The 24465-nt window shown below is 71.8% G+C and carries 20 protein-coding genes and 1 pseudogene; 11 read left to right on the top strand and 10 right to left on the bottom strand.

From position 1 onward, the window contains the following. Window positions 1-3: 3 nt before the first annotated feature. The 9 genes from FL583_RS18990 to FL583_RS18950 form a co-directional block, all read right to left on the bottom strand. Window positions 4-474, bottom strand: coding sequence for a (2Fe-2S)-binding protein (locus tag FL583_RS18990; protein ID WP_142706028.1), 471 nt, complete (start codon window positions 472-474; stop codon window positions 4-6). Continuing rightward, complete coding sequence (locus FL583_RS18985) at window positions 467-1321, bottom strand: FAD binding domain-containing protein (protein WP_142706027.1); 855 nt, start codon at window positions 1319-1321, stop codon at window positions 467-469. The genes FL583_RS18990 and FL583_RS18985 overlap by 8 nt, the downstream gene beginning before the upstream one ends. After that, the gene (locus tag FL583_RS18980) at window positions 1318-3645 is read right to left on the bottom strand and encodes a xanthine dehydrogenase family protein molybdopterin-binding subunit (protein WP_205752264.1); all 2328 of its coding nucleotides are present in this window, start codon (window positions 3643-3645) and stop codon (window positions 1318-1320) included. The genes FL583_RS18985 and FL583_RS18980 overlap by 4 nt, the downstream gene beginning before the upstream one ends. Window positions 3646-3891: 246 nt before the next feature. Continuing rightward, the gene (locus FL583_RS18975) at window positions 3892-4854 is read right to left on the bottom strand and encodes an acyl-CoA dehydrogenase family protein (protein WP_142706025.1); all 963 of its coding nucleotides are present in this window, start codon (window positions 4852-4854) and stop codon (window positions 3892-3894) included. After that, window positions 4847-5998 (bottom strand): acyl-CoA dehydrogenase family protein, encoded by a 1152-nt coding sequence (locus FL583_RS18970; RefSeq protein WP_142706024.1) that lies wholly within the window; start codon window positions 5996-5998, stop codon window positions 4847-4849. The genes FL583_RS18975 and FL583_RS18970 overlap by 8 nt, the downstream gene beginning before the upstream one ends. Further along, a complete protein-coding gene (locus FL583_RS18965; protein ID WP_142706023.1) occupies window positions 5995-6780 on the bottom strand; it encodes an enoyl-CoA hydratase/isomerase family protein in 786 nt (261 codons plus the stop codon). Before FL583_RS18965 ends, FL583_RS18970 begins: the two co-directional genes overlap by 4 nt. Next, complete coding sequence (locus tag FL583_RS18960) at window positions 6777-7706, bottom strand: acyl-CoA dehydrogenase family protein (RefSeq protein ID WP_142706022.1); 930 nt, start codon at window positions 7704-7706, stop codon at window positions 6777-6779. The genes FL583_RS18965 and FL583_RS18960 overlap by 4 nt, the downstream gene beginning before the upstream one ends. Further along, window positions 7703-8848, bottom strand: a complete 1146-nt coding sequence (locus FL583_RS18955; protein ID WP_142706021.1) for an acyl-CoA dehydrogenase family protein — start codon at window positions 8846-8848, stop codon at window positions 7703-7705. Before FL583_RS18955 ends, FL583_RS18960 begins: the two co-directional genes overlap by 4 nt. 165 nt (window positions 8849-9013) lie before the next feature. Then, window positions 9014-9958, bottom strand: a complete 945-nt coding sequence (locus FL583_RS18950) for a LysR family transcriptional regulator (protein WP_142706020.1) — start codon at window positions 9956-9958, stop codon at window positions 9014-9016. 106 nt (window positions 9959-10064) lie between these two features. Between FL583_RS18950 and FL583_RS18945 the strand changes: the two genes are divergently transcribed. The 9 genes and pseudogenes from FL583_RS18945 (at window position 10065) to FL583_RS18905 (ending at window position 21799) form a co-directional block, all read left to right on the top strand. Further along, complete coding sequence (locus tag FL583_RS18945) at window positions 10065-11030, top strand: cyclase family protein (RefSeq protein WP_142706019.1); 966 nt, start codon at window positions 10065-10067, stop codon at window positions 11028-11030. Between the two features lie 80 nt (window positions 11031-11110). Next, window positions 11111-11335 (top strand): annotated as a pseudogene (locus FL583_RS40975) (2-polyprenyl-6-methoxyphenol hydroxylase); the annotation flags it as partial. A gap of 20 nt (window positions 11336-11355) precedes the next feature. Continuing rightward, a complete protein-coding gene (locus FL583_RS18935) occupies window positions 11356-12294 on the top strand; it encodes a VOC family protein (protein ID WP_142706018.1) in 939 nt (312 codons plus the stop codon). Then, a complete protein-coding gene (locus FL583_RS18930; protein ID WP_142706017.1) occupies window positions 12294-13238 on the top strand; it encodes a fumarylacetoacetate hydrolase family protein in 945 nt (314 codons plus the stop codon). The genes FL583_RS18935 and FL583_RS18930 overlap by 1 nt, the downstream gene beginning before the upstream one ends. Window positions 13239-13275: 37 nt before the next feature. Further along, complete coding sequence (locus FL583_RS42995; protein WP_205752289.1) at window positions 13276-14304, top strand: alpha/beta hydrolase family protein; 1029 nt, start codon at window positions 13276-13278, stop codon at window positions 14302-14304. Window positions 14305-14339: 35 nt separating this feature from the next. Beyond that, a complete protein-coding gene (locus tag FL583_RS18920) occupies window positions 14340-15359 on the top strand; it encodes an alcohol dehydrogenase catalytic domain-containing protein (protein ID WP_205752262.1) in 1020 nt (339 codons plus the stop codon). A gap of 11 nt (window positions 15360-15370) precedes the next feature. After that, window positions 15371-16159, top strand: coding sequence for a sigma-70 family RNA polymerase sigma factor (locus tag FL583_RS18915; protein ID WP_142706016.1), 789 nt, complete (start codon window positions 15371-15373; stop codon window positions 16157-16159). Between the two features lie 9 nt (window positions 16160-16168). Next, window positions 16169-18532 (top strand): ATP-binding protein, encoded by a 2364-nt coding sequence (locus FL583_RS18910; RefSeq protein ID WP_142706015.1) that lies wholly within the window; start codon window positions 16169-16171, stop codon window positions 18530-18532. 138 nt (window positions 18533-18670) lie between these two features. Beyond that, entirely contained in the window at window positions 18671-21799 is a 3129-nt protein-coding gene (locus FL583_RS18905; protein WP_142706014.1) for an ATP-binding protein, read from the top strand. On the opposite strand, the gene FL583_RS18900 is transcribed toward FL583_RS18905, so the two are convergent. Further along, window positions 21783-22646 carry an alpha/beta fold hydrolase gene (locus FL583_RS18900; RefSeq protein WP_142706013.1) on the bottom strand — a complete coding sequence of 288 codons (864 nt, stop codon included), beginning with the start codon at window positions 22644-22646 and terminating at the stop codon, window positions 21783-21785. The genes FL583_RS18905 and FL583_RS18900 overlap by 17 nt on opposite strands. Before the next feature lie 126 nt (window positions 22647-22772). Here FL583_RS18900 and FL583_RS18895 point away from each other — a divergent pair, with 126 nt between their 5' ends. Beyond that, window positions 22773-23597, top strand: a complete 825-nt coding sequence (locus tag FL583_RS18895) for an alpha/beta fold hydrolase (RefSeq protein ID WP_142706012.1) — start codon at window positions 22773-22775, stop codon at window positions 23595-23597. Then, the gene (locus tag FL583_RS18890; RefSeq protein ID WP_142706011.1) at window positions 23597-24421 is read left to right on the top strand and encodes an alpha/beta hydrolase; all 825 of its coding nucleotides are present in this window, start codon (window positions 23597-23599) and stop codon (window positions 24419-24421) included. Before FL583_RS18895 ends, FL583_RS18890 begins: the two co-directional genes overlap by 1 nt. Window positions 24422-24465 lie beyond the last annotated feature (44 nt).

Below are 24465 nucleotides of genomic sequence, written 5' to 3'. Positions count from 1 at the left end.
GGGTCACGACTCCGACGCGGCGGCCCGCACGGCGGCGAGGATTCCCTGGTAGCCGGTGCAGCGGCACAGATTCCCCGACAGCGCGTCCCGGATCTCGTGCTCGCTCGGCGAGGGGTTCTCCCGGAGCAGCGCGGTGGCCGAGATGACGAAGCCGGGCGTACAGAAGCCGCATTGCAGGCCGTGGTGATCCCGGAACGCGGCCTGCACCGGCGACAGCGTGCCGTCCGGCTCGCCGATCCCCTCGATCGTCGTCACCTCGGCGCCGTCGGCCTGCACCGCGAACATCAGGCAGGCGCGGACCGCGTCACCGTCGACCAGGATCGTGCAGGCGCCGCAGACGCCGTGCTCGCACCCCAGGTGCGTGCCGGTCAGGCCACAGTTCACCCGGAGGAAGTCGGCGAGCGTGAGCCGCGCCGGCACGGTGGCCCGCCGCGCGATGCCGTTCACCGAAACCCGAATGCTGACGTCAGTCATGCGCCGTCGCCTCCCGGAGCGCGCGGGTCCAGGCCCGAACGACCATCTCGACGCCGACCCGGCGGCGGTACCCCGACGATCCGTGCTGGTCGGCACGGATCGAGGGCAGCTGGTCGACCGCGGCGCGCCCGATCGCGGAAGCGTCGAGCCCGGCCGGGTCGTCCCCGATCGCCAACGGCACCCGCTGTGGCACGGGCGCGAGCCCGAACAACCCGATACCCCCGCCGGCGATCCGGCCGTCCTCGTCCAGCTCGATCGCGACGGCGGCGCCGGCCAGCGCGAAGTCGCCCGCGCGCCGGGCGAACTCCTCGATCGCGAACCCTGAGCGCGGCCCCCGCCGGGGAAACGTCACCCCGGTGATCAGCTCGTCCGGCTCCAGGGCCGTGGTCCACAGGCCGGTGAAGAAGTCGGTCGCGGGCACGACCCGCCGCGTCGTCTCGATGAAGGCGCCCAGTGCGACCGCCACCGCCGGGTACTCGGCGGCTGCGTCGGCGTGCGCCAGCGAGCCACCCAGCGTCCCGCGGTTGCGGATCGCGTGATGGCCGATCAGCGGGGTGGCCCGGGTCAGCAGCGGCACCGCGGACGCCAGTCCGGACGACCGCAGGATCGTCGCCTGCGTGGTCCCGGCGCCGACCCACACGGAGTCTCCGACCTCCCGCACCCCGCGCAGCGCGGTGAGCTTCCGCAGGTCGACGAGGTGCTCGACGACGGCCAGCCGGAACGCCAGCATCGGCACCAGGCTCTGACCGCCGGCGATGACCTTCGCGTCGTCGCCCAGGTCGGAGAGAAGCCGGACGACTTCGTCCACGGTGTCCGGCGCGTGGTACTCGAACGCGGCGGCCTTCACGTTCCGGCCTCCTCGATCAGGGCGACGATCGACGCCGGGCTCAGCGGCGTCCGGGCGATGCGGACGCCGAGCGGCGCGAGTGCGTCGGCCACCGCGTTCACGACGGCCGGTGGTGCCCCGATCGCGCCGCCCTCGCCGACGCCCTTGTAGCCGCCCTCCCCCGGGCCCGGCGTCTCGACGTGCCCGTACTCGATCGTCGGCACCTCGGTGCTGGTCGGCAGCAGGTAGTCCAGGAACGTCGTCGCGATCGGGTTGCCCGCGTCGTCGTAGGCCGAGTGCTCGTAGAGCGCGCCCCCGATGCCCTGCACGGTTCCACCCGCGATCTGTCCCTCGACGACGTTCGGGTTGATCATCGGCCCGCAGTCCTCGCTCACGATGTACCGCAGCAGCGTCACCGCACCGGTCACCACGTCGACCTCGCAGGTGCAGACGTGGGTGGCGTTGGCCCAGATCATCGGGGCCTGGCCGCGGTACCGGCCGCTGGCCTCCAGCCCGGGCGGCACGCCGGGCGGCAGCTTGTTCGTGTCGAAGTACGCGATCGTGGCGATCTCCGCCAGCGTCACGGCCGTGTCCGGCGCGCCCCGCACCCCGGCCCGGCCTCCGGCCAGCTCGATGTCGTCGACGTTCGCCTCGAGCTGGTGCGCGGCGATCGTCGCGATCCGCTCCCGCAGGCCCTCGGCCGTCCGCGCGACCGCGCCGGCGATCATCGACCCCGACCGGCTGCCGCCGGTGCCTCCGCCGAACGGCGTCACCGCGGTGTCGCCCTGGATCGTGCCGACGTCCCTGATGTCGACGCCCAGCGCGTCGGCGGTGAGCTGCACGACGGTCGTCTCCAGGCTGTTACCGGTCGATCCGCCGGCGACGTAGACGTTGACCTTGCCGGTCGGCTCGACCCGGATCGTTGCGCCCTCGGTGCCGAGGAAGCCCATGCCGCTCGTCGTCGGCTCGATGTAGGAGCTGGTGCCGACGCCGAGGTAGCGGCCGGACTTGCGGGCCTGCTCCTGCTCCGTGCGGAACGCCTCGTAGTCCAGTAGCGCGATCGCGTGCTCGAACGTCTCCAGCGGCGTGACGTCGCTGTACGGCATGCCGCAGGGGTTGGCTACCGGCATCTCGTCGGCCCGGAGCAGGTTCTTCCGGCGTAACTCGATCGGATCGACGTCCAGTTGCCGGGCCGCGATGTCGAGCAGCACCTCCCGGGCCAGCGACTCGAACTGCCAGGGGCCGCGGTAGGCCGTCCGCGCGGTCGTGTTGGAGAACACCGACCGGCAGCTGAACGTCGCGTCCGGGACCCGGTACGGCCCGGGGAAGAGCAGGCCGACGACCATCGCCGTCTGCACCGGCCAGGGCACCGGGTACGCGCCGGCGTCCTGGACGTGGTCGATCGCGGCGGCCAGGATCCGGCCGTCGTCGTCGAACGCGAGCCGCGCCGTCCCGTGCTCGTGCCGGCCCTGGCCGGCCGACATCAGGTTCTCCTGCCGGTCCTCGATCCACTTCAGCGCGGCCGGCACCTTGGTCGCGGCCAGCATCACGCACATGTCCTCGCGCTGCGGCATCGCCTTCTGCCCGAAGCCGCCGCCGGTGTCCTTCATGACGACGCGGACGTGGTGCTCGGGCAGCCCGAGCAGCCGGGACGTGAACAACCGCATCTCGTGCGGCACCTGGGTCGAGGCCCAGATCGTCATCTCGCGGGTGGGGCCGGAGTACTCGGCGACCAGCCCGCGGGTCTCCAGCGGAACCGCCGAGTAGGCCTGCTGGTAGATCGTCTCCCGCACGACGTGCGGGGCGGCCGCGAAGATCTCGTCGATCTGCTCGACCGGCCGGCCGCCGAGCTCGCCGACGACGTTGTCCGGGTACGCCTCGTGCACCCGTTCGTCCGTCGCGGTGGCGGTCGCGTAGTCGACGACCGGCGCCAGCGGCTCGAGGTCGACGACGACGAGCTCGGCCGCGTCCTCGGCGACATACCGGTCCTCGGCGACGACGAGCGCCACCGGATCGCCCACGAACCGGACCTCGTCCTGGGCCAGGGGCGGGCGCGGGGTGTCCGGAACGTCCTGGCCGATCAGCGAGTACCAGTGCTCGTGCACGCCGGGGTTGAGGTCCTCGGCCGTGAACACCGCGTGGACGCCGTCGAGCGCGAGCGCCTCGGAGGCGTCGATCGAGAGGATCCGGGCCCGGGCCATCGGGCTGCGGACGAAGTGGACGTGGAGCATGCCCGGCCGCACGACGTCGTCCACGAACGTGCCGCGGCCGGTGAGCAGACGCAGGTCTTCGACGCGGGGAACCCGGGCGCCCGCGTAGCGGGCAGCCGAGACGGGCAAGGCCATGCCGCTCAGCATAGATGAATTGAGAACTGTCTAACGGTACATTGACGGGTCCGCGCCGGCGCCCAGTCCGTTCAGGACGACCGAGACCATGTCGGCGTGGAAGTCGGAGCGCGGCCACCGGGCGGACGTAGTTGCGCACCGCACGACGCATGACCTCGGGCCGGCGCGCGAGGCGGCCCAGATCCAGCGTCAGCGCCAGCAGCGCGGACGGGTACGCGGCGTAGACGTAGTACGCCCATACTGTGGTCACCGGTACCGCTGGGCCAGGCGGCGACGATGGGCCGCCGGTGAGCCGAACAGCGCGCGGTTCAGCGTCGCCCGTTTCAGGTACGTGTGGAGGCCGCTCTCCCAGGTGTAGCCGATGCCGCCGTGCAGTTGCATTGCCTTGCCGACGACGTCGACGGCGGCCGCGGTGACGTAGGACTTCGCGCGGGCCGCGGCCACCCAGCCGGCATCGTCGCGGGTCGCGGCGGCGACCAGCGTGCGTGAGATCACGACGCGGACCAGCATGTCGGCGCAGGCGTGCTTGACCGCCTGGAACGAGCCGACCGGGACGCCGAACTGCTCGCGGGTACCGACGTAGGCGACGGTCGCGTCCAGCATCGCCTCGGCGAGTCCGAGACTGTCACAGGCCAGCGCGGTGGCGGCCCGGTCGCGCAGCCGCTGCACAGCCCCGTCGGCCGCGAAGCGCCCCACCCAAACAGCGGGAACGCCGTCCACGTCGACGACGCCGAACCGTCGGGTCGCGTCCAGAGTCGGTTGCGGCTCGACCCTGGCACCCGGAGCCGGTACGACCACCTGATCGCCGACTACCAGCAGCAGGTGGTCGGCCTCGGTGGCGTCGGCCACGAACTCGGCCCGCCCGGACACCCGCGAGCCCTCCAGCCGGAACCCGTCCCCCACCGCGAGGCGGGTGCCCTGGGCCACCCCGCGGAGCAACTCGTCCCGCTCCGCGGACGGCTCCAGCTCCAGCAGCGCGCCGACGCCCAGGACCGCGGTCCCGAAGTACGACGTCCCGGCCGCGGCCCGGCCCAGCTCGGCCAGCACCACCGCCACCTCGGCGAACGTGGCCTCGGCACCGTCCAGTCGCGACGGCACCTCCAGCCCGCACCACCCGGCCGCGGCCAGTGCCGGCCACTCGACCGGCTTACCGAGCAGCTCCCGCGCCACCGCTCGCAACTCGTCGTGGAACTCCGCCAGCTCACCCACGGGGCAACCCCAGCCCGCGCTCGGCGACGATCGTGCGCTGGATCTCGCTGGTCCCGCCGGGAATCGTCCACTCCCACGAGCCCAGGAAGTCCAGCGCCCAGGCCCCGGACTCCCACCCGCTGGACGCCGGTTTCCGCAGCACGGTGTGGGTCGCGAGACCGCCGACCTCGGTGCCGAAGTCCATCAGCCGCTGTAGCAACTCGCTGTAGACCAGCTTCACCACCGACGCGTCGGCCGGCCCCGGCGAGCCCTCGACGACGGATCGGCAGAGCCCCCGCAGCCCCTCGATCTCGGTCTCGAACTGGGCCAGCCGGTCGGCCACCACCGGATCGTCGAGCGGACGGCAGGCCTCGACCAGCCACCGGAACCCGGCGTTGCCCAGCCGCTCGGCCAGCTCCAGCATCGTCGTACCGCGCTCGGCCCCGAGCGTCGCACCGGCCACCCGCCAGCCGTCGTTCTCGGCCCCGATCAGATTCGCGGCCGGCACGGCGACGTCGTCCAGGAACAGCTCGCAGAAGTGGGACTCCCCGGTGGCCTGCCGGATCGGGCGGACGTCGATGCCGGGGCTGCGCATGTCGAGCAGGAAGTACGAGATCCCGCGACGCTTCGGGGCGGCCGGATCGGTGCGGGCCAGCAGCAGGCACCAGTCGGCGTGGGCGGCGCCGCTGGCCCAGAGCTTCTGACCGTCGATGACGTAGTGATCTCCGTCGCGACGGGCCGACGTGCGCAGCGACGCCAGATCGGAGCCCGCGCCCGGCTCGGAGAAGCCCTGCACCCAGATCTCGCCGTCGAGGATCGCCGGCAGGTGCCGTTCCCGCTGCTCGGACGTGCCCGCGGCCAGCAGCGTCGCGGCCGCGTGGTGGATCGCGACGAACGCCAGCACCAGCCGGGGTGCGTCCGCGGCCGCGAGCTCCTGGTAGAGCACGACCTGCTGGGCAACCGACAGCCCGCCACCCCACTCGGCCGGCCAGTGCGGCACCGCGAGCCCGGCCCGCCGCAGCTCCCCGAACCAGTCCTGCTGGAACCGCACGAACTCCTCGTCGGGCACGCCGGTCTGCGCGGACCGCCAGTCCGCGGGCACGTGCGCCGAACACCAGCCGCGCACCGCGTCTCGGAACTCCGCCTGTTCGGACGGCCAGTTCATGCGCCGCCCGCCTTCGTGCGCAGGGCGAGCAGCCGTTCGCGGTGGCCGGCCGAGCGCATGGTCTCCGCCTCGGCCGCGAACCCGGCCTGCACGGCGCCACTCAGTGCCTGCGCCAGGTACATGTTCACGACGCGCTTCGTCCCGCGCAGCGCCTCCAGGGGCAGGTCGGCAAGCTGCTCGGCGCAGCGACGCGCCTCCGAGGCCAGGTTGGCGGGCGGCACGGTCCGCGTCGCCAGCCCCAGTTCGACGGCCACCGCGGCCGGGATCCGGCGCCCGGTGAACAGGTACTCCCTCGATCGCAGGATCGGCGTCAGCAGGGGCCAGAACGCGGCGCCGCCGTCTCCGGCGACCAGCCCGACGCTGACGTGCGGGTCGGCCAGGAACGCGGTCTCGGAGATCAGCAGGATGTCGCAGAGCACGGCCAGGCTGCACCCGAGGCCGACCGCGGGCCCGTTGACCGCGGCGACGACCGGCAGCGGGAACCGCAGCAGCTCGTCGATGATCTGGGCGCCTTCGCGCAGGCTGTCGTCGCGGGCGACCGGGTCGTCGAGGAACGACGTGATCCAGTCCAGGTCTCCCCCGGCCGAGAACGCGGTCCCGGCCCCGGTGAGCACGACGACCCGGGCGTCCGGGTCGGCGGCCAGCTGCGCCCACACCACGGCCAGGGCTCGGTGCAGGTCGGCGTCCACCGCGTTGAGCGCGTCCGGCCGGTCGAGCACCACGGTCCGCACCGGACCGTCGATCTCGACGGTGAGCCCCCGGGGTAAGTCGTACGGCTTCATCCGAACAGCCCGGCGAAGCCGTCCCGCGCGGCCAGGCGCGCCAGCCGGTCGCGCGACCCGCACGCCCCGTACGGCAGCTCGCGCAGCGGGCGGCTGTAGCGCGAGAGCCAGGACAGCGGCACCTCGTCGCAGAAGCCGATCGCGCCGTGCACCTGGTGCGCGACCCGGAACACGAGCTCGGCCGCCTCGATCGCGGCGACCCGCAGCGCGACCGCGTCCACCAGCGCCTCGGACCCACCGTTCTGCGCACTCCAGAGCGCGTATCGCGCCAGGACGTCCAGCCCGCTGCGCTCGACCTCGGCGTCGGTCAGCGGGAACTGGACGCCTTGGAAGTCGGCCAGCGGGCGCCCGAACTGGGTCCGGACCAGGACGTGTTCGCGGGCCAGATCGAGGGCCCGATCGAGCATTCCGAGCAGCGTCCAGCAGGGCAAGATCAGCGCGAGGGCGACGTCGGCCACTCGTCCGTCGTCGACCGGACGCAGGTCGAGCCCGCAGACGAACGCCGAGGTGCGCGGCGACGCTGCGGCCGGACGGGCCCAGGCCAGGCTGCGGTCACCGTCCAGCGTGACCGCGGCCCACCGGAGCTCCAGGTCCGAGACCGCGCCCCTCGGTGACGCGTCGGCCACCACCAGGAGACCGTCGACGTCGAGGTCGGTCGGCCGGGCCAGACGTTCGGCCACCGGGTAGGGCAGCCCCCAGTAGCCCGCGCTCCGGCAGAGCACGGCCGCGGCTTCCAGCTCGTCGGCGTCGGCGCGGGGCGCGAGCTCCCAGGCGCCGAGCTCCTTGAGCACCGGCTCGACCAGCGCCTCGCGGCCCGCCGGGTCCGCCTCGGCCGCCTGGATCAGCGCATCGCCGCCGGCGGCTCCGAAGGCCTGTCGGGCATCGCGGCCGAACGCGACCGCCTCCGCGGTCAGCTCGAGGTTCACGAGGCCGCCAGCAGGGCCCGGGCCAGCAGCACGCGCTGGATCTCGACGCTCCCGGAGGCGACCGTGGACGCCTGCGAGTAGCGCCAGTGGTCCTCGACCTCGACGGCGAACCAGCGCCCCTCGTCGGTCGCCGGCGCGGACGCGCTGATCTCCCGGAGCACCTCCGCGCTCTCCTGATCGAGCCGGGTCACCGCGATCCGGTAGGCCGCGGAGTCGACCGGCTTCACCCGCCCCGAGTCCTGGCCCGAGACGACCTGGTACGCGAGCAGCCGCGCCCGGCGGCAGTGCACGAGCATCCGGGCCCACCGGGCCTGGAGGTCGGCCGGCAACGCGTCCCAGGCCGGACCCAGCACCAGCGGCGCCTCCTGCAGCAGCCGCTCGCACCGCGCATACCGGGCGATGCCGACCCGCTCGAACGCCAGCACCTCCTGGACTATCCGCCAGCCGTCGCCGACCTCGCCGAGCACGTTCTCCGGCCCGACCCGGACGTCGTCGAAGAAGACCTCGTTGAGGTGGTGCGGGCCCATCAGGCTGCGGATCGGTCGCACCTCGATGCCGGTGGTCGTCATCGGGGTCAGGAAGACGGTCAGGCCCTGCTGGCGCTTCTCACCGCGGGACGTGCGGGCCAGCAGGAAGCACCACTGGGCCATCGTCGCGTAGGACGTCCAGATCTTCTGGCCCCGCAGACGCCAGCCGTCGCCGTCGGCTCTGGCCTCCATCCGGAGCGACGCCAGGTCGGAACCGGCGTCCGGCTCGCTGAAGCCCTGGCACCAGATGACCTCGCCGCTGGCGATCGGCGGGAGGTGTTCGCCCTGCTGGGCCGGGGTGCCGTGCCGCATGATCGTGGGACCGACCCAGTTGACGCCCATGTACTGCGCGCCCCGCGGTTCGTGATGAGCCCACATCTCCTCGCGCACCACGGTCTGCTCCCAGACCGACGCCCCGCGGCCGCCCAACTCCGACGGCCAAGCCGGGCAGAGCAGCCCGCGGTCGGCCAGGACGCCACAGAACCGCTGGGCGGTGGCCAGATCGTCCGGATCGTCGGTGAACGCTCCGAGAAAACCGGCGGGCAGATGATCGGTTACCAACTGCCGCAACTCCGACCGGAGCGCCTCGGCCGCCCTACCCATCCCGAAATCCATGGGGGGAGGATAATCAATCCTTATAAGTATTGCTAGCTTTTGAGTAGCCGGTCGCCGGACATCGCCGACAGCCACGTGAGGCCGCGTCGTCGGAAGACCACAGCCGGTGGGAGGCGGCACCGGGGAGCGATGGGGGTGCCCATCACGGGGCACCCCATCGAAGAATCAGCGGAACGTGTCCGGGACGTCGGTGCGCAGTTCACCCGCGGTCTCGACCAGCAGCTCGCGGAGCCAGGTGTGTGCCGCGTCGGTGCGGTACATCGGATGCCACCAGAACGCCTCGGCCAGCGGCACCACGTCGAAGCCGCACTCGACGACGCGGACGCCGGCCGCCTCGGCCAGCCGAGAGGCCAGATGCGCCTGCAGCATCGCGACCCGCGCGGTGCCGGCCACCATGAACGGCATCTGCAGAAAGCCGTCGACCACGACCTCCACGCGCGGCTCCACACCGATCATGCGCAGCTGCTGGGTCGCGGGCGCGAACGCGGTCGGCCGGTTGAACACCACGACCCACGGCGCCTGTTGCAGCTGATCGAGCGTGATCGTGTCACCGATCGTGGGGTTGTCCCGATCGACGATGCACACCCAGCGGTCCTCGAACAGATCGGTGTGCGGGACGTCGGCGAGGAACCCGTGCGGCAGGAGGATGCCGTCGACCGAGCGCAGCATGTCCTGGGCGTTGTCGACGGCGGCCGGCGACGTCTGCTGGAAGCGCAGCCGGACGCCGGGCGCCCGCTCCGCCACCCGCCTCGTCATCAGCGGGCCGAAGACGGCCGCCGCGTAGTCGGACGTGACGATCGTGAACTCGCGCTCGATCTTCGCCGGGTCGAACTCACTGCGGAGATCGAACACCCGCCGCACACCCTCGATGGCGGGCGGCGTGCGCACCGCCAGCGTCACGGCCAGCGGCGTCAGCTCGTAGCGGTTGCCGACGCGGTGGAGCAGCTCGTCGTCAAAGTACCGGCGCAGCCGGCCGAGCCCGGTGCTCATCGTCGGCTGACTGCACCCGAGCAGTTCGGCGGCCCGGGTGACGTTCCGCTCACGCAGGAGAGCGTCCAGCGTGACCAGCAGATTCAGATCAAGATCCAGCAGCATTCGATCGACCGTCATCCGTTCACCATAGGAATGGCCAATAGCAAGCATCACTAGATTTGGGTTCCCGATGGCTCCTGGATGCCTGAGAGTGGTGCGCAGGCCAGGGCAAAGGAGCCATCGGATGACTGCGCTCGACCGCACCGATCCGGAAGGCGCGATCGCCGCCGCCGCGAAGCGGTGCTCGAACTGGGGGCGCTGGGGCGCCGACGACGTGCTCGGCACGCTCAACTTCCTCGACGAGTCGGCGCGCCTGGCCGGGGCCGCCTGCATCCGGCGCGGCGCCGTGTTCTCGCTGGCCCAGTCGTTCGACATGAACGGCCCGCAGAAGGGCTGGCGGCGGCGCACCAACCCGGTGCACACGATGCTCGACACCGGCACCGACGCCGAGCGCGGCTCCCAGGGCTTCCCGCACGGTCTCGGCGGCGCGGACGACGTCGTCTTCATGCCGTTGCAGGCCTCCACGCAGTGGGACGGCCTCGGCCACATCTTCGATCACGGTCACGCCTGGAACGGCCGTCGCGCGGGCGACGTCGTGACCAGCGACGGTGACCTGGTCACCGGCATCGAGACCGCCGCCGCCCGCATCGCCGGGCGCGGCGTCCTGCTCGACGTCGCGCGGGTCGTCGGTCCGGACGGCGAGCTGCCCGACGGGTTCGCGATCACCACCGAGCACCTGGAGGCGACCATCGCGGCCCACGGCGTCACCGTCGGCCGCGGCGACCTGGTGTGTGTCCGCACCGGACGGCTGGCCAGGGCCCGCCGGGAAGGCTGGAACGACTACGCGGGCGGAGCGTCCCCCGGCCTGTCGTTCACCACCGCCGAGTGGCTCCACGACACCGAGATCGCCGGGATCGCGACCGACACCTGGGGATTCGAGGTGCGTCCGAACGAGTTCGACGACGCGTTCCAGCCGCTGCACCAGGTGTGCATCCCGAACATGGGCCTGTTCATCGGTGAGATGTGGGATTTCGACGCGCTGGCGGCCGACTGCGCGGCCGACGGCGTCCACGAGTTCTTCCTGGCCGCCGCGCCGCTGCCGGTGACCGGGGCCGTCGGCGCCCCGGTCAACCCTCTCGCCGTCAAGTGACGAAGGAGTCTCTCGTGTCCGCTGTGAACTCGGTTCTGGTGGTCGGCGGCGGGCTGGGCTCCGGGATCGCGCTACGACGTCGCACCGACCTGTACTACGGCGGGCCGTCGTTCATCGCCGGCTACTGCCCCACCGGTGAGGACTCGCTCTACGCGTACATCGTGGAGGCCGCTCGGGACCGTTCCACGCTGACGCCCGACGAGCAGCTCACGACGATGATCTCGCTGGCCGAGCTGCTCACCGAGCGGCCGGCCGTCGACCAGCCGCTGTGGGACGAGTTCCACGCGCTCGTCAGCACACCCGCCTGACCCCCGGAGCCGATTCCATGACCGACCGTCTGATCACCCACCTGCGGCACGTCGACCTGGCCGTACCGGACTTCGACGCCCAGCTGGCCTTCTACACCGACACCTGGGGACTCCGCACCGAGCACACCGACTCCGGCTTGGCGTTCCTGGCCGCGGAGGGCTCGCCGGAGCAGTACGCCGTGCGGCTGCGCCGCGCCGCGGACAAGCGCATCGACCTGCTCGCGTTCGGCGTCGCGACCCGCGCCGACGTGGACGTCATCGCCGAGCGGCTGGGCGCCGACGGCGTCCGCCTGATCACCGAACCAGGCCCGCTCCACACGCCCGGCGGCGGGTACGGCTTCCGGTTCTTCGACAACGAGGGCCGCACCGTCGAGGTCTCCGCCGACGTCGCCGTGCGGAAGCACCGGACGATCGAGGAAGGCGAGTCGATCCCGGTGCGGCTGTCGCACGTCGTGATCAACTCGGCCGACCCGGAGGCCACCCGCGCGTTCTACGAGAAGCACCTCGGGTTCGCGCTGTCGGACACCCTCCTGCACCCGCACCTGGGCAAGATGATGTGGTTCATGCGGGTCAACGCCTGGCACCACAGCGTCGCGATCGCCCGCGGCCCGCACCCGTCGCTGCACCACGCGTCGTTCGAGATGCGCGGGATCGACGAGTACCTGCGCGGCACCGGCCGGGTGCTCCGCGCGGGCGTCGAGAAGATCTGGGGCCCCGGCCGCCACACCGCGGGCAACAACACGTTCAGCTACTTCCTCGATCCCTCCGGCAACACGATGGAGTACACGACCGAGCTGGAGCTGATCGACGAGGACACCTGGCACCCGCACCTCTACGACTTCACCCAGCCCGAGATCGCCGACCAGTGGGGCATCGCGAACCAGATGAACGAGTTCGTCGCACAACGTTCGTTCAACGACCCCGACAAGGGTCTCTACCTCGCTCCCCCGGTCTGATGAGGTTCGCCACCTGGGCCGGCGGGGCGGGTGTCGTGTCCGATGCCGGGCTCCACCCGCTGCCGTCCGGTGTCTCCGTCCTCGATCTGGTGTGTTCCGGGCTGCCCGCGGCGCTGGAGGCCGGCTCGTCCGCGCTGGCCGGGCCGCCCGTCCCGCTGGCCTCCGTCCGGCTGCTCGCACCGCTGACGCCGCCGACCGTCCGGGACTACGTCGCGTTCGAAGAACACGTCGAGGGCGTCCGGAAGTCGATCGACGGGGTCGGTGGCGTACCACCGGAGTGGTACCGGGCGCCGACCTTCTACTTCACCAACCCGTACGCGGTGGTCGGTCCTTTCGACGACGTCCCGGTCCCGCCGGGGTCGGAGCGCTTCGACTTCGAGCTGGAGGTGGCGCTCGTGGTCGGCCGGGACGGGACGTCGCTGGCGCCCGGGGACGTCGACATCTTCGGGTACACGATCATGAACGACTGGTCGGCGCGCGACCTCCAGGCCCGGGAGATGAAGGTCGGACTCGGACCAGCCAAGGGCAAGGACTCCGCCACCACGCTCGGACCGTGGCTCGTCACGGCCGACGAGCTGGAGCCCTACCGGGACGCCGACGGGTTCCTCGCGCTCGACCTCCGGGTGTCGGTGAACGACACGCTCGTCGGACAGGACCTGCTGTCCAACATGGGCTGGCCGTTCGAGGAGCTGGTCGCGTACGCCTCCCGTGGTACCTGGGTACGAGCGGGTGACGTGCTCGGGTCCGGGACGTGCGGCAACGGAGGCTGCCTGGCCGAGCTCTGGGGCCGCGGTCACGACGTGCCACCGCTGGTGCCCGGGGACGTCGTCGAGATGACCGTCGAAGGCATCGGGACGATCCGCAACCGGGTCGTGTCCGGCGTCGACCTGCCGCCGGTGCAGGCGGCCCGCCCGCGGCCACGGATCCGCAGAAGGGACGTCTGAGATGTTCGAGTACTTTCCCGGCAACTAAGTCTGGAACCTGGGCGTCGTCGCGACGCTGAACTCCGGCGGCCTGATCGACGAGGTCGACCGGGCCTGCCGCCCGATTCGCGAGGCCGCCTCCAAGGGCGAGGACGCCGGGACGCCCGACTTCCTGCGGGCGTGGACGGCGCTCACCGATCAACTCGTCGCCCAGACCGAGGACGCGTCGAAGGCCGGCCACGAGCGGACCGCCCGGCAGCTCTACCGCCGGGCCACGAACTACCTGTGCCAGGCCGAGCGGATGCTCGCCAACTCCGACGAGAGCCGGATCCCGACGTACCGGCGGGTGCTGGAGCTGCAGGAGCGGGCGTTCCCCGCTTCGGTGGAACGCGTGGCCGTTCCCTATCTCGGCACCACGCTGCCGGCGTACTTCAGCGCCGCTCCCGGCGACGGGCCGCACCCGGTGATCGTGCTGGTCAACGGGCTCGACTCGACGAAGGAGCATCAGTACTCCTCCGGGCACTGGGAGGAGCTGGCCGCCCGTGGGATCTCGTGCCTGATGCTCGACCAGCCCGGGAGCGGTGAGGCGCTGCGCCTGCAGGGCCTCACCGCCCGGATCGACGCCGAGGCCTGGGGCTCCGCTGCGCTGGACCACCTGTCGACCAGGTCCGACGTGGACCCCAGCCGCATCGGCATCGTCGGCTGGTCGCTCGGTGGCTATTACGCACCTCGGGTGGCCGCGTTCGAGAAGCGGTACGCGCTCTGCGTCGCCTGGGGTGCGAACCACAACTGGGGAGCGGTGCAACGGAGGCGGTGGGGCCGAGGACCGGCAGATACCGTTGGAGTACGCGCACCGGTCGTACGACCAGGCGGTCAACGCGCCGCTGCGGGAGCTGCGGGTGTTCACGCTCGAAGAGGGCGCGACCAAGCACATTGGGCTGGATCACCTCCCGCACGTCAGCACGTTCATCGCCGACTGGGTCGCGGACCGATTCGACACGCGGTAGCCCGACCGTGGTGGAGGTCCTCGGCGATGCGGCTCGGACATCCACTGTCTGTCCACTCCTCCTTCAGAGTCGCTCCCTAGCTTCGGCCCCCGGAGACACTTCGAAGGAGGACCGCATGAGCCTGATGAAAGCCGGCGTCGTTTCCGAACCGCACGCTGCCTGGGAGCTCCGGGACGTCCCCAAGCCCGAAGCCGGACCGCATCAGGTCCTGGTCAAGGTCCACGCCTGCGGCGTCTGCTACACCGACTCCCTGCTCGCCGAGAACGTGCTGAACTTCCGGCCCTTCCCGTTGATCCCCGGCCACGAGGGGGTCGGCGAGATCGTGGCCGTCGGCGAGGGGGTCGTCACCCGGAAGGTCGGCGACCGCGTCGGGATGCCGATCACCCAGCTGCCCTGTGGGCGGTGCGAGTTCTGCCACGGGAACCACCCCTACAGCTTCGTGACCGCCAACAACTGCGTGGCGCCGATTCTCACCGGCGTCAACGTCGACGGTGGGCAGGCCGAATACGTCGCCGTAGACGAGCTCGGCACGATCCTGCTGCCCGACAACCTCTCCTACGAGAACGCCGCTCCGACGGTGTGCGCCGGCTACACCGTGTGGGCCGCGCTCCGCCGGGCGGCCGGCAAGCCCGGTGGCACGGTCGCGGTGGTGGGCATCGGCGGCGTGGGACACCTGGGCATCCAGTTCGCGAAGGCGGCCGGCTACCGCGTCGTCGCGATCACGCACTCCCCCGCCAAGCACGACCTGGCCCGCGAGCTCGGGGCCGACGAGGTCGTGGCCAACGGGGAGGAGCTGAAGAAGGTGGGCGGTGCGGACGTCGTGCTGCACACCGCGCCGTCGCACGGCCCGGCCGTCGACGCGATCAAGGGCATGAATCCGTGGGGAAAGCTCGTCCTCATGGGCATCTCGGCCGACGACGAGTTCCCGATCCCGGCGCTGGCCATGACGGCCCACAGCCTGCAGATCGTCGGATCGGCGCACAACTCACCGGAGTACCTGAACGAGGCGCTGGAGATCGTCGCGAGCGGGGCCGTGAAGCCGATGATCGAGGTTTTCCCGAAGGAGAAGATCGGCGACGCCTACCAGAAGCTCCGCCAGGGTCAACTCCGGTTCCGGGCGGTCATCCAGTACTGAGCGGTCCACCGATGCTCCGCGCGACCGCCGGGGAGGGTCCGGACTACTCCGAGTACGCGCAGGTCGAACCGCTGTTCCGCCGCTACGCGGAACTGGGATCGGGTCCGGAGAGGAGTGAGCTGCGCGAGCGGCTGATCCTGCTGCACCTCCCGCTGGCCGAGCACGTGGGGCGCCGCTTCGCCCGGCGCGGCGAGCCGCTCGACGATCTGGTCCAGGTGGCGTCCCTCGAACTCGTGAGGTTGATCGACCGGTTCGACCCGGACCGCGGAACTGCCTTCCTGAGTTTCGCCGTCCCTTCGATGACCGGCGCGATCCAGCACCATTTCCGGGACGTCACCTGGTCGGTCCGCCCGCCCCGGCGCCTTCGCCGACTTCATCAGGACATCACCGTCGCGATGACCGACCTCTACCGCAGCGGCCGCCAGAGCCCGACCACGCGGACGTTGGCACGCCATCTCGGCGTCCCCGTCGGCACCGTCGCCGAAGGGCTTCTGATCACCTCGGCCCGGGCCCCGGCCTCGCTGGACGCGCCGCCCCGCGGAGAGGGAGGACGTCGGCCGCTCGGCGAGACGCTCGGGGAGGCCGACCGGGGGCATCAACTGGTCGAACAGATGCTGTCACTCGAGGCCGCGCTCGCGGACCTACCCGAACGGGACCGCCGGATTCTCGGGCTGCGATACGTCCACGAGCTCACCCAGTCCCAGATCGCCGCCGACGTGGGAGTCTCGCAGATGCAGATCTCGCGCCTCCTCGCCAAGATCCTCGCTCGGCTCCGCCACCGTCTCCTCTTCGACGATTGAGCCGGACCGGTGACGACGAGATACGTGGCGATGCCCGGCGAGCCACCGGAGATCGTCGGCCGGGAGGAGGAGCTCACCGTCCTGCGCTCGGAGTGGGACCGCGCGCGGTCGGGCGGCACCGGTCTCGTCGTGGTCGAGGGCGCGCCCGGGGTCGGCAAGACCCACCTGCTCGACCACTTCGCCGATCTCGCGGGCGGGCGGTTCGTCGTCTGGGGGCGGTGCCTGGAGGGCGACGGCACGCCGACCATGTGGCCCTGGGTGCACGCGGTCACCGCGATCCTCGCCGGCCTGCCCGACCACGTGCGGAACGAACAGCACTCCGCCGAACTACGCGGCCTGCTCGCACCGGACGGGGCTGCTCTCGACGCGGCGACGCTGCCGCACAGCGTCGCCCGGTTCCGGCTCTTCGAGCGCATCGTCGGGCTCGTCGCGGCCGCTGCGGCCCGGCGTCCGCTGATGCTGATCATCGACGATCTGCACTGGGCCGACGCGGCTTCGCTCCACCTGCTGGAGCATCTGGTCAAGCGCCTGCCGCCCGGAACCATGCTGATCGGCGCCCTCCGCACTCAGGCGCCGGCCCCCGTCCCGGACCTGACCCGGGCGCTCGCCGCGGCCAGCGGGGTGCCCGGTCATCGGCGCCTGCGGCTCGAGGCCCTCGACCCGGACGAGGTCTGCGAACTCGTCCGCCGAGAGATCGGACGCACCCCCTCGCCCGACCTGATCCGGATCGTCTACGCCCGCACGGCCGGGAACCCCTTCTTCGTGCGGGAGCTCGCCCGGCTCCTCGTCGACCGCGACGCGCGGGTCGGGGTGCCGTCGAGCGTGCGCGACGTCGTCCGCGACCGCACGGCGGGGTTGCCGGACGACACCCGGTACCTGCTCCGGCTCGGCGCGTTGATCGGTAGGCAGATCGACGTCCGGGTGCTGGCCGATGCGGCCGATCTCGACGTCGCCGGGTGTCTCGACCGGTTGCAGCCGGTCGAGGCGCTCGACCTGCTCGAGCCCGTACCCGGTGATCCGTACTCGTACCGGTACACCCACGACCTGGTGCGCGAGTCGATCGCGGCGGAGGCGTCGCCGAACCGGGTGCCCTACCTGCACCTCCGGGTGGCCGACGCGCTGGAGCGGCTCGCTCCGGACGGCGACCCGCCGGCCGAACGCCTGGCCCACCACCTGTGGGCCGCGGGGCCGCTCGCCGATCCGGCCCGCACCGCCCGCGCACTGATCCGGGCGGGCCGCAACGCCGCCGCGAAATCCGCGTTCGAGGCCGCCGAACGGCAGCTGCTGTCGGCCGTGCGGCTCGCCCGCGCGGCGAACGTGGCCGAGGCCGAGCTGTCGGCTCTGACGTATCTCCAAGCACTGATCGGCGTCCAACCGTCGTGGGCCGCGAGCGTCGAGCAGCTGAAGTTCCCGGAGCGGGCGGCCGACCTGGCGGCCGGCCTCGGCCGGGGGCGCGAGGCCGCCGCCAACCTCTTCACCTACTGGAGCTCGCTCACCAACGTTCTCGAGCTCGGCCGGGCCGGAGAGGTCGCACTCCGCCTGCGCCGCCGCGCCGAGGAGTCCTCCGACCCCGTCGAGCGAGCGTACGGCTGGTACGCCTGGGGTCTCCACCAGCAGTCCGTCGGCCGCATCGGGGAGTCCTGCCGCTATCTGAACCGGCTGCGGACGAACCTCCTCGGGGGCCTCCCGGGACGGGAGGACGATCCGATCCGCCACGACCTCAGAATTCTTCTGGGCGGGATGATCGCGGAATCGACCGCGCTGAACGGCGAGGTCGGCGCGGCGCGGACGCTGTTCGACCAGTTGGAGGCCGAGGCGGGCGACGATCCGCACGCGATCACCGCCTGGGCGACTCTCTCCGCCCGCACCGCCGCGCTGGTGGGCGAGCCGGAGTGGGCGTTGTACGCCTCGGCGCGGGGCATCGCGGTGGAATCGGCTTCCTCGTTCGCGTGGCACCGCATCCATCAGCGGCTCGCCGGCTGCTGGGCCCGGGCGGTCGTCGGGCTGGACCCGGACGGCGCCGCCGTCGAGGCCCGGCAGATCATCGCCACGAACCTCGTCGATCCGCCGATCACGTCGATCAGCAGCGCCCACGCTCTGCTGGCCGAGATGCGGCTGGCCGTCGGGGCGCTGGACGAGGCCACCGAGGCACTCGACCGGTCCGATCATTTCCTGGAGCGGTTCGGCCAGCGCTATGCCGAGGGGCTGAACCTGCTGCTGCGCGCGAGGCTGCTCCGGGCGTCGGGCCAGGCGTCCGCGGTCGTCCGGGTCGCCGCTGAGCGCGCCCGAGCGCTCTCCGTCGAGCGGGAGGCGTACCTCTACGCGCAACGCGCGGACGACCTGCTGGACGAGATCGACGGCGCTCCCTGGTGACCGGGAGCCGCGGGTCACCGTGCCCGAGCGGCGGAACCGACCCCGGCCCATTACGATCGGGGCAGTCCTTCCGGGAGCCGGAGGTGAGTCCGATGCGCGCCCGGCGCGGTGACGTCGGCCCGAGGGCCGCCACGTCTGATGACTGAGACGTCCGACCGGACGGGCACCGGACTGCGGTTGGGCATCCTGGGCGCGTTGCGGATCCAGCGCGACGGCGTCGAGGTGAAGCCCGGCCCGCCCCAGCACGAGCTGCTCCTGGGGATCCTGCTGGCCCGGGTGGGCCGGTCGGTCAGCGTCGACGAGCTCGTCGGCCTGCTCTGGGACGCGGATCCCCCGCCCACCGCGGTGAACGGGATCCAGCAGTCCGTCGGCGCACTCCGCCGGCTGCTCGAGCCGGGCCGCGCGGCCCGCGAGCCCGGCTCGTACCTGCGGCACGTCGACGACGGCTACCAGTTCGACGGTGGCCCGGACGTGCTCGACCTCGCGGCCTTCCGGGAGCTGGTGGCCGAGGCCGGGACGGCGCTGACCGAGGGACGCTCCGACGCCGCGCTCGACCGCTACCTGGCCGCCCTGAGCTACTGGCGCGGCCCGGCCGGCGAGGGCCTCGACCGCAGTCCGGCCGCGAAGGCAGAGTTCGCCTCGCTGGACCGCGAGTTCTTCGAGGCCTGTGTCACCGCGGCCGAGCTGGCCACGCCGGCCGGACGCAGCGCCGACGTCCTGGCGGCCCTCACGCTGGCCACGTCGATGGCACCCCTGCACGAACCGGTGCAGGCGGCGCTGATCGTCGCGCTGGCCCGGGTCGGACGCCGGACCGAAGCGCTCGCACAGTTCGAGCGGGCGCGCGCCCGGCTCTCCGACGAGCTCGGGATCGCTCCCGGCCGGGCTCTGCATGCGGCTCGTCGCTCCGCGCTGGATCAGGCGCCGCCGACCGATATGATCGGGCGGGCCGCCGAGCTGACGACGCTGAGGCGGAGCATCGGCGCGGCGATCGAAGGACAGACCGGACTGGTTCTCGTCGAGGGAGAGCCGGGAGCGGGCAAGACCTGTCTGCTCGAGCAGGCCGGGATCGAGACCGATCGCGCCGGCGGCCTCGTCGTCTGGGGGCGCTGTCACGAGGGCAGCGGAACACCCTCGATGTGGCCCTGGGTGGAGATCGTCCGCGCGCTCCTGGCCGACCTGCCTGACCGGGCCAGGCACAACTGGCTGGCCGGTGAGATCGGCCGGCTGCTCGAGCCCCGTGACGCCGTCGCCGCGTCGCTGCTCCTACCGGACACCGGTCAGTTCCGGCTCTTCGAGACCGTCGTCGCCCTGGTCGGTGAAAGCGCGGCGACCCGGCCGGTGCTGCTGATCGTGGACGACCTCCAATGGGCCGACGCCGATTCGCTGCGTCTGTTCGGCCACCTGGTGTCCCGGTTGCCGGCCGGGGCCGTCGTCGCCGGCGCGCTCCGTACCCACGCGCCGGTTCCCGGATCGGAATTGACCCGGATGCTGGCCGCGGCCAGCCGGGTGATCGGCCACCGTCGCATCGTTCTGGGCCCCCTCGACCACGACGAGGTCACCGAGCTCGTGCGTCGGGGAACCGGCCGGCTGCCCGCGTCCGATGCCGTTCGTCTGCTCCGTGCCCGTACCGCGGGCAACCCGTTCTTCGTCCGGGAACTCGCTCGGCTGCTCTCCGGCGATGGCGGGGTGATCACCCCGGACGCGGTGATGCGCGCCGGCGTTCCCGCCACCGTTCGCGATGTCGTCCGCGACCGCCTGACCGGCCTGCCGGAGCGCTCCCGCGACGTCATTCAGCTCGCCGCGCTCCTCGGCCGGACGATCGACCTGCTGGTGCTCGCCCGCGCGGCCGGCCTCGAGGTCAGGGACTGCCTCCACCATCTCGACCCCGTGCAGGCGCTCGGGCTCGTAGAACCGGTTCCGGACGACCCCTACTCCTACCGCTTCGCTCACGACCTGATCCGCGAGACGATCAGCGAGAGCACGCCTCCGCTCCGGGCCCACCTGCTCCACCTCCGGATCGCCGAGGCGATCGAGTCCTCCCGGCCCGATCAGGAGTCCGTCGCCGAACAGCTGGCTCACCACCGGTGGGCCGCCGGTCCCCTCGCCGACCCGGCCCGGACGGCGGGCGCACTGATGAACACGGCGCGCAACGCGTCGGCGAAGTCCGCGCTGGACGCCGCGCAGGAGCAACTGGCGGCCGCCGCGCAGGTCGCCCGGGCCGCCGGCCTGGACGAGCTGGAGCTGGCCGCGCTCTCCCAGCTGATCGCCGTGGCCGGGATGAAGTCGATGTACGGCGTCACGGCGCTCGACCGGCTGGAGCGGGCCGAGCAGCTCGCACGCAAGCTCGACCGGAACTCCGAGGCGGCGGACTTCCTCTTCACCCGCTGGGTCGTCCACGTGCAGGCCCTCGATCTCGACCGGGGCGACGTGCTGGCGCGGGAGCTGCGCGATCAGGGCGAAGCGTCCGACGATCCACTGATCCAGGCCTACGGCCTGCTCGCCTGGGGCGACCAGCAGTGGCAGCTCGGCCACGTCGAGGACGCGCTGCCGTTCCTGGTCGCGTTCGACCGGCGACGGGCGAACGGGGCCGTCCGGCGCGAGGACAATCCGCTCCGTCGCGATCTGCTGCGGCTCGGCCTGGGGAAGTTCGCCGAGACCGCGGCACTCCACGGCGACCTCGACCTGGCTCGGACGCTCCTGGACCAGCTGGACCCCGGCCCGGGCGGTGACCGGTACCGGACGACGATCTGGGCGACGCACTCGGCCAGGATCGCGGCGACGGCCGGAGACCCGGGCTGGGCGCTACGCGCAGCCGAGCGGGGCATGGCGGTGGATCCCGAGTTCTCGTTCGTCTTCCTCGGCGCCTACCAGCGCCTGGCCTACCACTGGGCCAGGGCGCTCACCGGCCAGGACCCGGAGGGATCCGCAGCCGAGGTGCGACGCCTCATCTCCGACTACCTGCTGGACCCGCCGCTGTCGTGCGTCGCCACGTGGTTCGGTCTGCTGGCGGAGATGCGGCTGGCGGCCGGTGATCCGGACGATGCCGCAGACGCTCTCGACCGCGCCGACCAGTTCCTCGAGGCCTACCGCCAGCGCTATCCGGAAGGCTTGGTCCTCGTGCAGCGTGCTCGGTTGCTGCAGGCCCGCGGCGAGCCGGTGGAGGTCGTGCGGGCCGCCGTGGAACGGGCCCGAGAAGTCACCGCCCGACGCGGCACGCACGTGTTCGCACGACGCGCAGAAGGCATCGCGCTCACCGGTGGTTCGTGAGGAACGTACGAATCAGCGGGACGACGTCGTCCAAGGCGCTCTCCAGCAGGAAGTGGCCTCCCGCCAGCAGGTGGATCTCGGCCTTCGGGAGGTCGTCGGCGAACGCGCGAGCGCCGTCCGGAGCGAAGACCGGGTCACCTGCACCCCAGACCGCCAGCAGCGGCACCTGGTACTCGCGGAAGTACGCCTGCACGACCGGATAGAGCGGCACGTTCGTTCGGTAATCCAACGCCATCTTCAGCTGCACCAGGTCCATCCCGGGACGGGACAGCAACGCGAAGTCGTGCTCCCAGGTGTCCGGGTCCACCAGGGACTCGTCGGCCACCCCGGTCAGGTACTGCCAGCGCGTCACATCGAGGCTCAACGCCCGGCGCACACCGGCCTCGGTCTCGGCGTTCTGGTCCGTCCAGTACGCCCGCATGCCCTCGAAGAAGCCGGGCTGCATGCCCTTCTCGTACGCGTTGCCGTTCTGGCTGATGATCGCCGTGACCGCGGCCGGGTCACGGAGCGCGAGCCGGAATCCGATCGGCGCCCCGAAGTCCTGGACGTACATCCCGTACCGGTCGACACCCAACTGTCCGAGCAGTCCCCGGGTGAGGTCGGCCAGCGCGTCGAAGGTGTAGTCGAACTCGCTCACCGGCGGAGCGTCGGAATGGCCGAAACCGAGGTGGTCGGGGGCGATCAGACGCCACCGGTCGGCCAGCCGCGGGATCAGGTTGCGGAACATGAACGAGCTCGAGGGAAACCCGTGGAGCAGTACCACCACCGGGCCGTCGGGCGGCCCGGCCTCGCGGTAGAACAGCCGCCTGCCCTCGACGGTGGCGTACCGGTAGTGGATCTCAGCCATGACAACAACCTGGACCGGCGCAGTGGACGGCTACTGAACGAGCAGTGAAGGCCGCGTCCAGCGCCTGTCACCTCGCGCCGGGTCTACTCCACGGGTCCGAGCAGCCGGAACGAAGCGAGGGGACCCATGCCCACGATAACCACGAGCGACGGCACCGAGATCTTCTACAAGGACTGGGGAACCGGTCAGCCGATCGTCTTCAGCCACGGATGGCCGCTCACGTCCGACGACTGGGACGCCCAGATGCTGTTCTTCCTGGACCACGGCTACCGGGTGATCGCCCACGACCGACGAGGCCACGGCCGCTCGTCGCAGGGCAGCGAGGGCCACGACATGGACCACTACGCCGACGATCTGGCCGCGCTGACCGAGCACCTCGACCTGCACGACGCCATCCACGTCGGCCACTCCACCGGCGGCGGTGAAGTCGCGCGCTACCTCGGCCGGCACGGCGAGGCCCGGGTCGCGAAAGCGGCCCTGATCTCGTCGGTGACCCCGTACGTGATGCAGGACGAGGACCACCCGATCGGGCTGCCGGCCTCGGTGTTCGAGGGCTTCCGGACCGCGCTGGCCGCCAACCGCCCGGAGTTCTACCAGGACGTCGCGGCCGGCCCGTTCTACGGCTTCAACCGGCCGGGCGTCGAACCGTCCGAGCCGATCATCCGCAACTGGTGGCGGCAGGGCATGACCGGTTCGGCCCAGGCCCACTACGACGGCGTGTACGCGTTCGCCCACGCCGACTTCACCGCCGACCTCCAGAAGATCAGCGTCCCCGTCCTCGTGATGAACGGGGAGGACGACCAGATCGTCGTGTTCGAGAACACCGCGCCGCGGGCCGTGGAACTGCTCCAGAACGGCACGCTGAAGTCCTATCCCGGGTATCCGCACGGCATGCCGACGACGCACGCGGACACGATCAACGCCGATCTGCTGTCGTTTTTCCGCTCCTGATGACGAGCGAAGCCGGAATACCCGTCGTCTTCGTCCACGGCCTGTGGATCCAGGCCTCCTCGTGGGCGCCGTGGATCGAGCTCTACCGGAACGCCGGCTACCGGCCGATCGCCCCGGGGTGGCCGGGGGACGGCGAGACGGCCACGGAGACCCGCGCCCACCCGGGCCGGCTGGCGGGCGTCGGCCTCGACGAGATCACCGCGCACTACGCCGGGATCATCGCCGGGCTGGACGAGCCACCGATCGTGATCGGCCACTCGGTCGGTGGGGCGGTGGTGCAGAAGCTCAACGGCCTGGCCTCGCTGCGTGCGGCCGTCGTCATCAGCCCCGCGCCGGTGAGAGGCGTCCGGGCGCTGCCGTTGGCGCAGCTCCGCTCGTCGTTTCCGGTCCTGAGGAACCCGGGCAACACGAAGCGGACGGTCGCGCTGACCGTCGAGCAGTTCCGCTACGGCTTCGGGAACGCGTTGTCGAGGTCCGAGTCCGACGAGTTGTACGAGGCCTACGCCATTCCCGGGCCGGGCCGGCCGATCTTCGAGGTGGCCACCTCCAACTTGCGCCGCCGGTCACCGGCGTCGGTCGACACCAGGACCGCGAGCCGAGCTCCGCTGCTGTTCGTCGCGGCGGAGCACGACCACACGGTGCCGGCCGTGGTGACCCGTGCGGCCTACCGGCTGTACCGGGACTCGCCCGCGGTCACCGAGCTGCTCGAGCTGTCCGGGAAGGCGCACTCGTGCGTGTTCGACCACGGATGGGCGGACGTCGCCGGGCGGATCGAGGGCTGGCTCGAGCGGCGGGTCAGGGAAGCGCCGAGCCCGCAGAAGTAGTGCTTCCCGGTTGTGAAGCCTCACCCTTCACAACCGGGTCGCCT

The organism is Cryptosporangium phraense (genome assembly GCF_006912135.1).
Taxonomy (GTDB): Bacteria; Actinomycetota; Actinomycetes; order Mycobacteriales; family Cryptosporangiaceae; genus Cryptosporangium; species Cryptosporangium phraense.
Note: the sequence above shows the minus strand (reverse complement) of the source record. Positions and strands in the feature narration are given on the sequence as shown.

Coding starts and splice junctions, on each gene's coding strand:
- FL583_RS18990 (WP_142706028.1), bottom strand. CDS start 474: ATGACTGACGTCAGCATTCGGGTTTCGGTGAACGGCATCGCGCGGCGG.
- FL583_RS18980 (WP_205752264.1), bottom strand. CDS start 3,645: ATGGCCTTGCCCGTCTCGGCTGCCCGCTACGCGGGCGCCCGGGTTCCC.
- FL583_RS18970 (WP_142706024.1), bottom strand. CDS start 5,998: ATGAACTGGCCGTCCGAACAGGCGGAGTTCCGAGACGCGGTGCGCGGC.
- FL583_RS18965 (WP_142706023.1), bottom strand. CDS start 6,780: ATGAAGCCGTACGACTTACCCCGGGGGCTCACCGTCGAGATCGACGGT.
- FL583_RS18955 (WP_142706021.1), bottom strand. CDS start 8,848: ATGGATTTCGGGATGGGTAGGGCGGCCGAGGCGCTCCGGTCGGAGTTG.
- FL583_RS18950 (WP_142706020.1), bottom strand. CDS start 9,958: ATGACGGTCGATCGAATGCTGCTGGATCTTGATCTGAATCTGCTGGTC.
- FL583_RS18945 (WP_142706019.1), top strand. CDS start 10,065: ATGACTGCGCTCGACCGCACCGATCCGGAAGGCGCGATCGCCGCCGCC.
- FL583_RS18935 (WP_142706018.1), top strand. CDS start 11,356: ATGACCGACCGTCTGATCACCCACCTGCGGCACGTCGACCTGGCCGTA.
- FL583_RS18930 (WP_142706017.1), top strand. CDS start 12,294: ATGAGGTTCGCCACCTGGGCCGGCGGGGCGGGTGTCGTGTCCGATGCC.
- FL583_RS18920 (WP_205752262.1), top strand. CDS start 14,340: ATGAGCCTGATGAAAGCCGGCGTCGTTTCCGAACCGCACGCTGCCTGG.
- FL583_RS18915 (WP_142706016.1), top strand. CDS start 15,371: ATGCTCCGCGCGACCGCCGGGGAGGGTCCGGACTACTCCGAGTACGCG.
- FL583_RS18905 (WP_142706014.1), top strand. CDS start 18,671: ATGACTGAGACGTCCGACCGGACGGGCACCGGACTGCGGTTGGGCATC.
- FL583_RS18900 (WP_142706013.1), bottom strand. CDS start 22,646: ATGGCTGAGATCCACTACCGGTACGCCACCGTCGAGGGCAGGCGGCTG.
- FL583_RS18895 (WP_142706012.1), top strand. CDS start 22,773: ATGCCCACGATAACCACGAGCGACGGCACCGAGATCTTCTACAAGGAC.
- FL583_RS18890 (WP_142706011.1), top strand. CDS start 23,597: ATGACGAGCGAAGCCGGAATACCCGTCGTCTTCGTCCACGGCCTGTGG.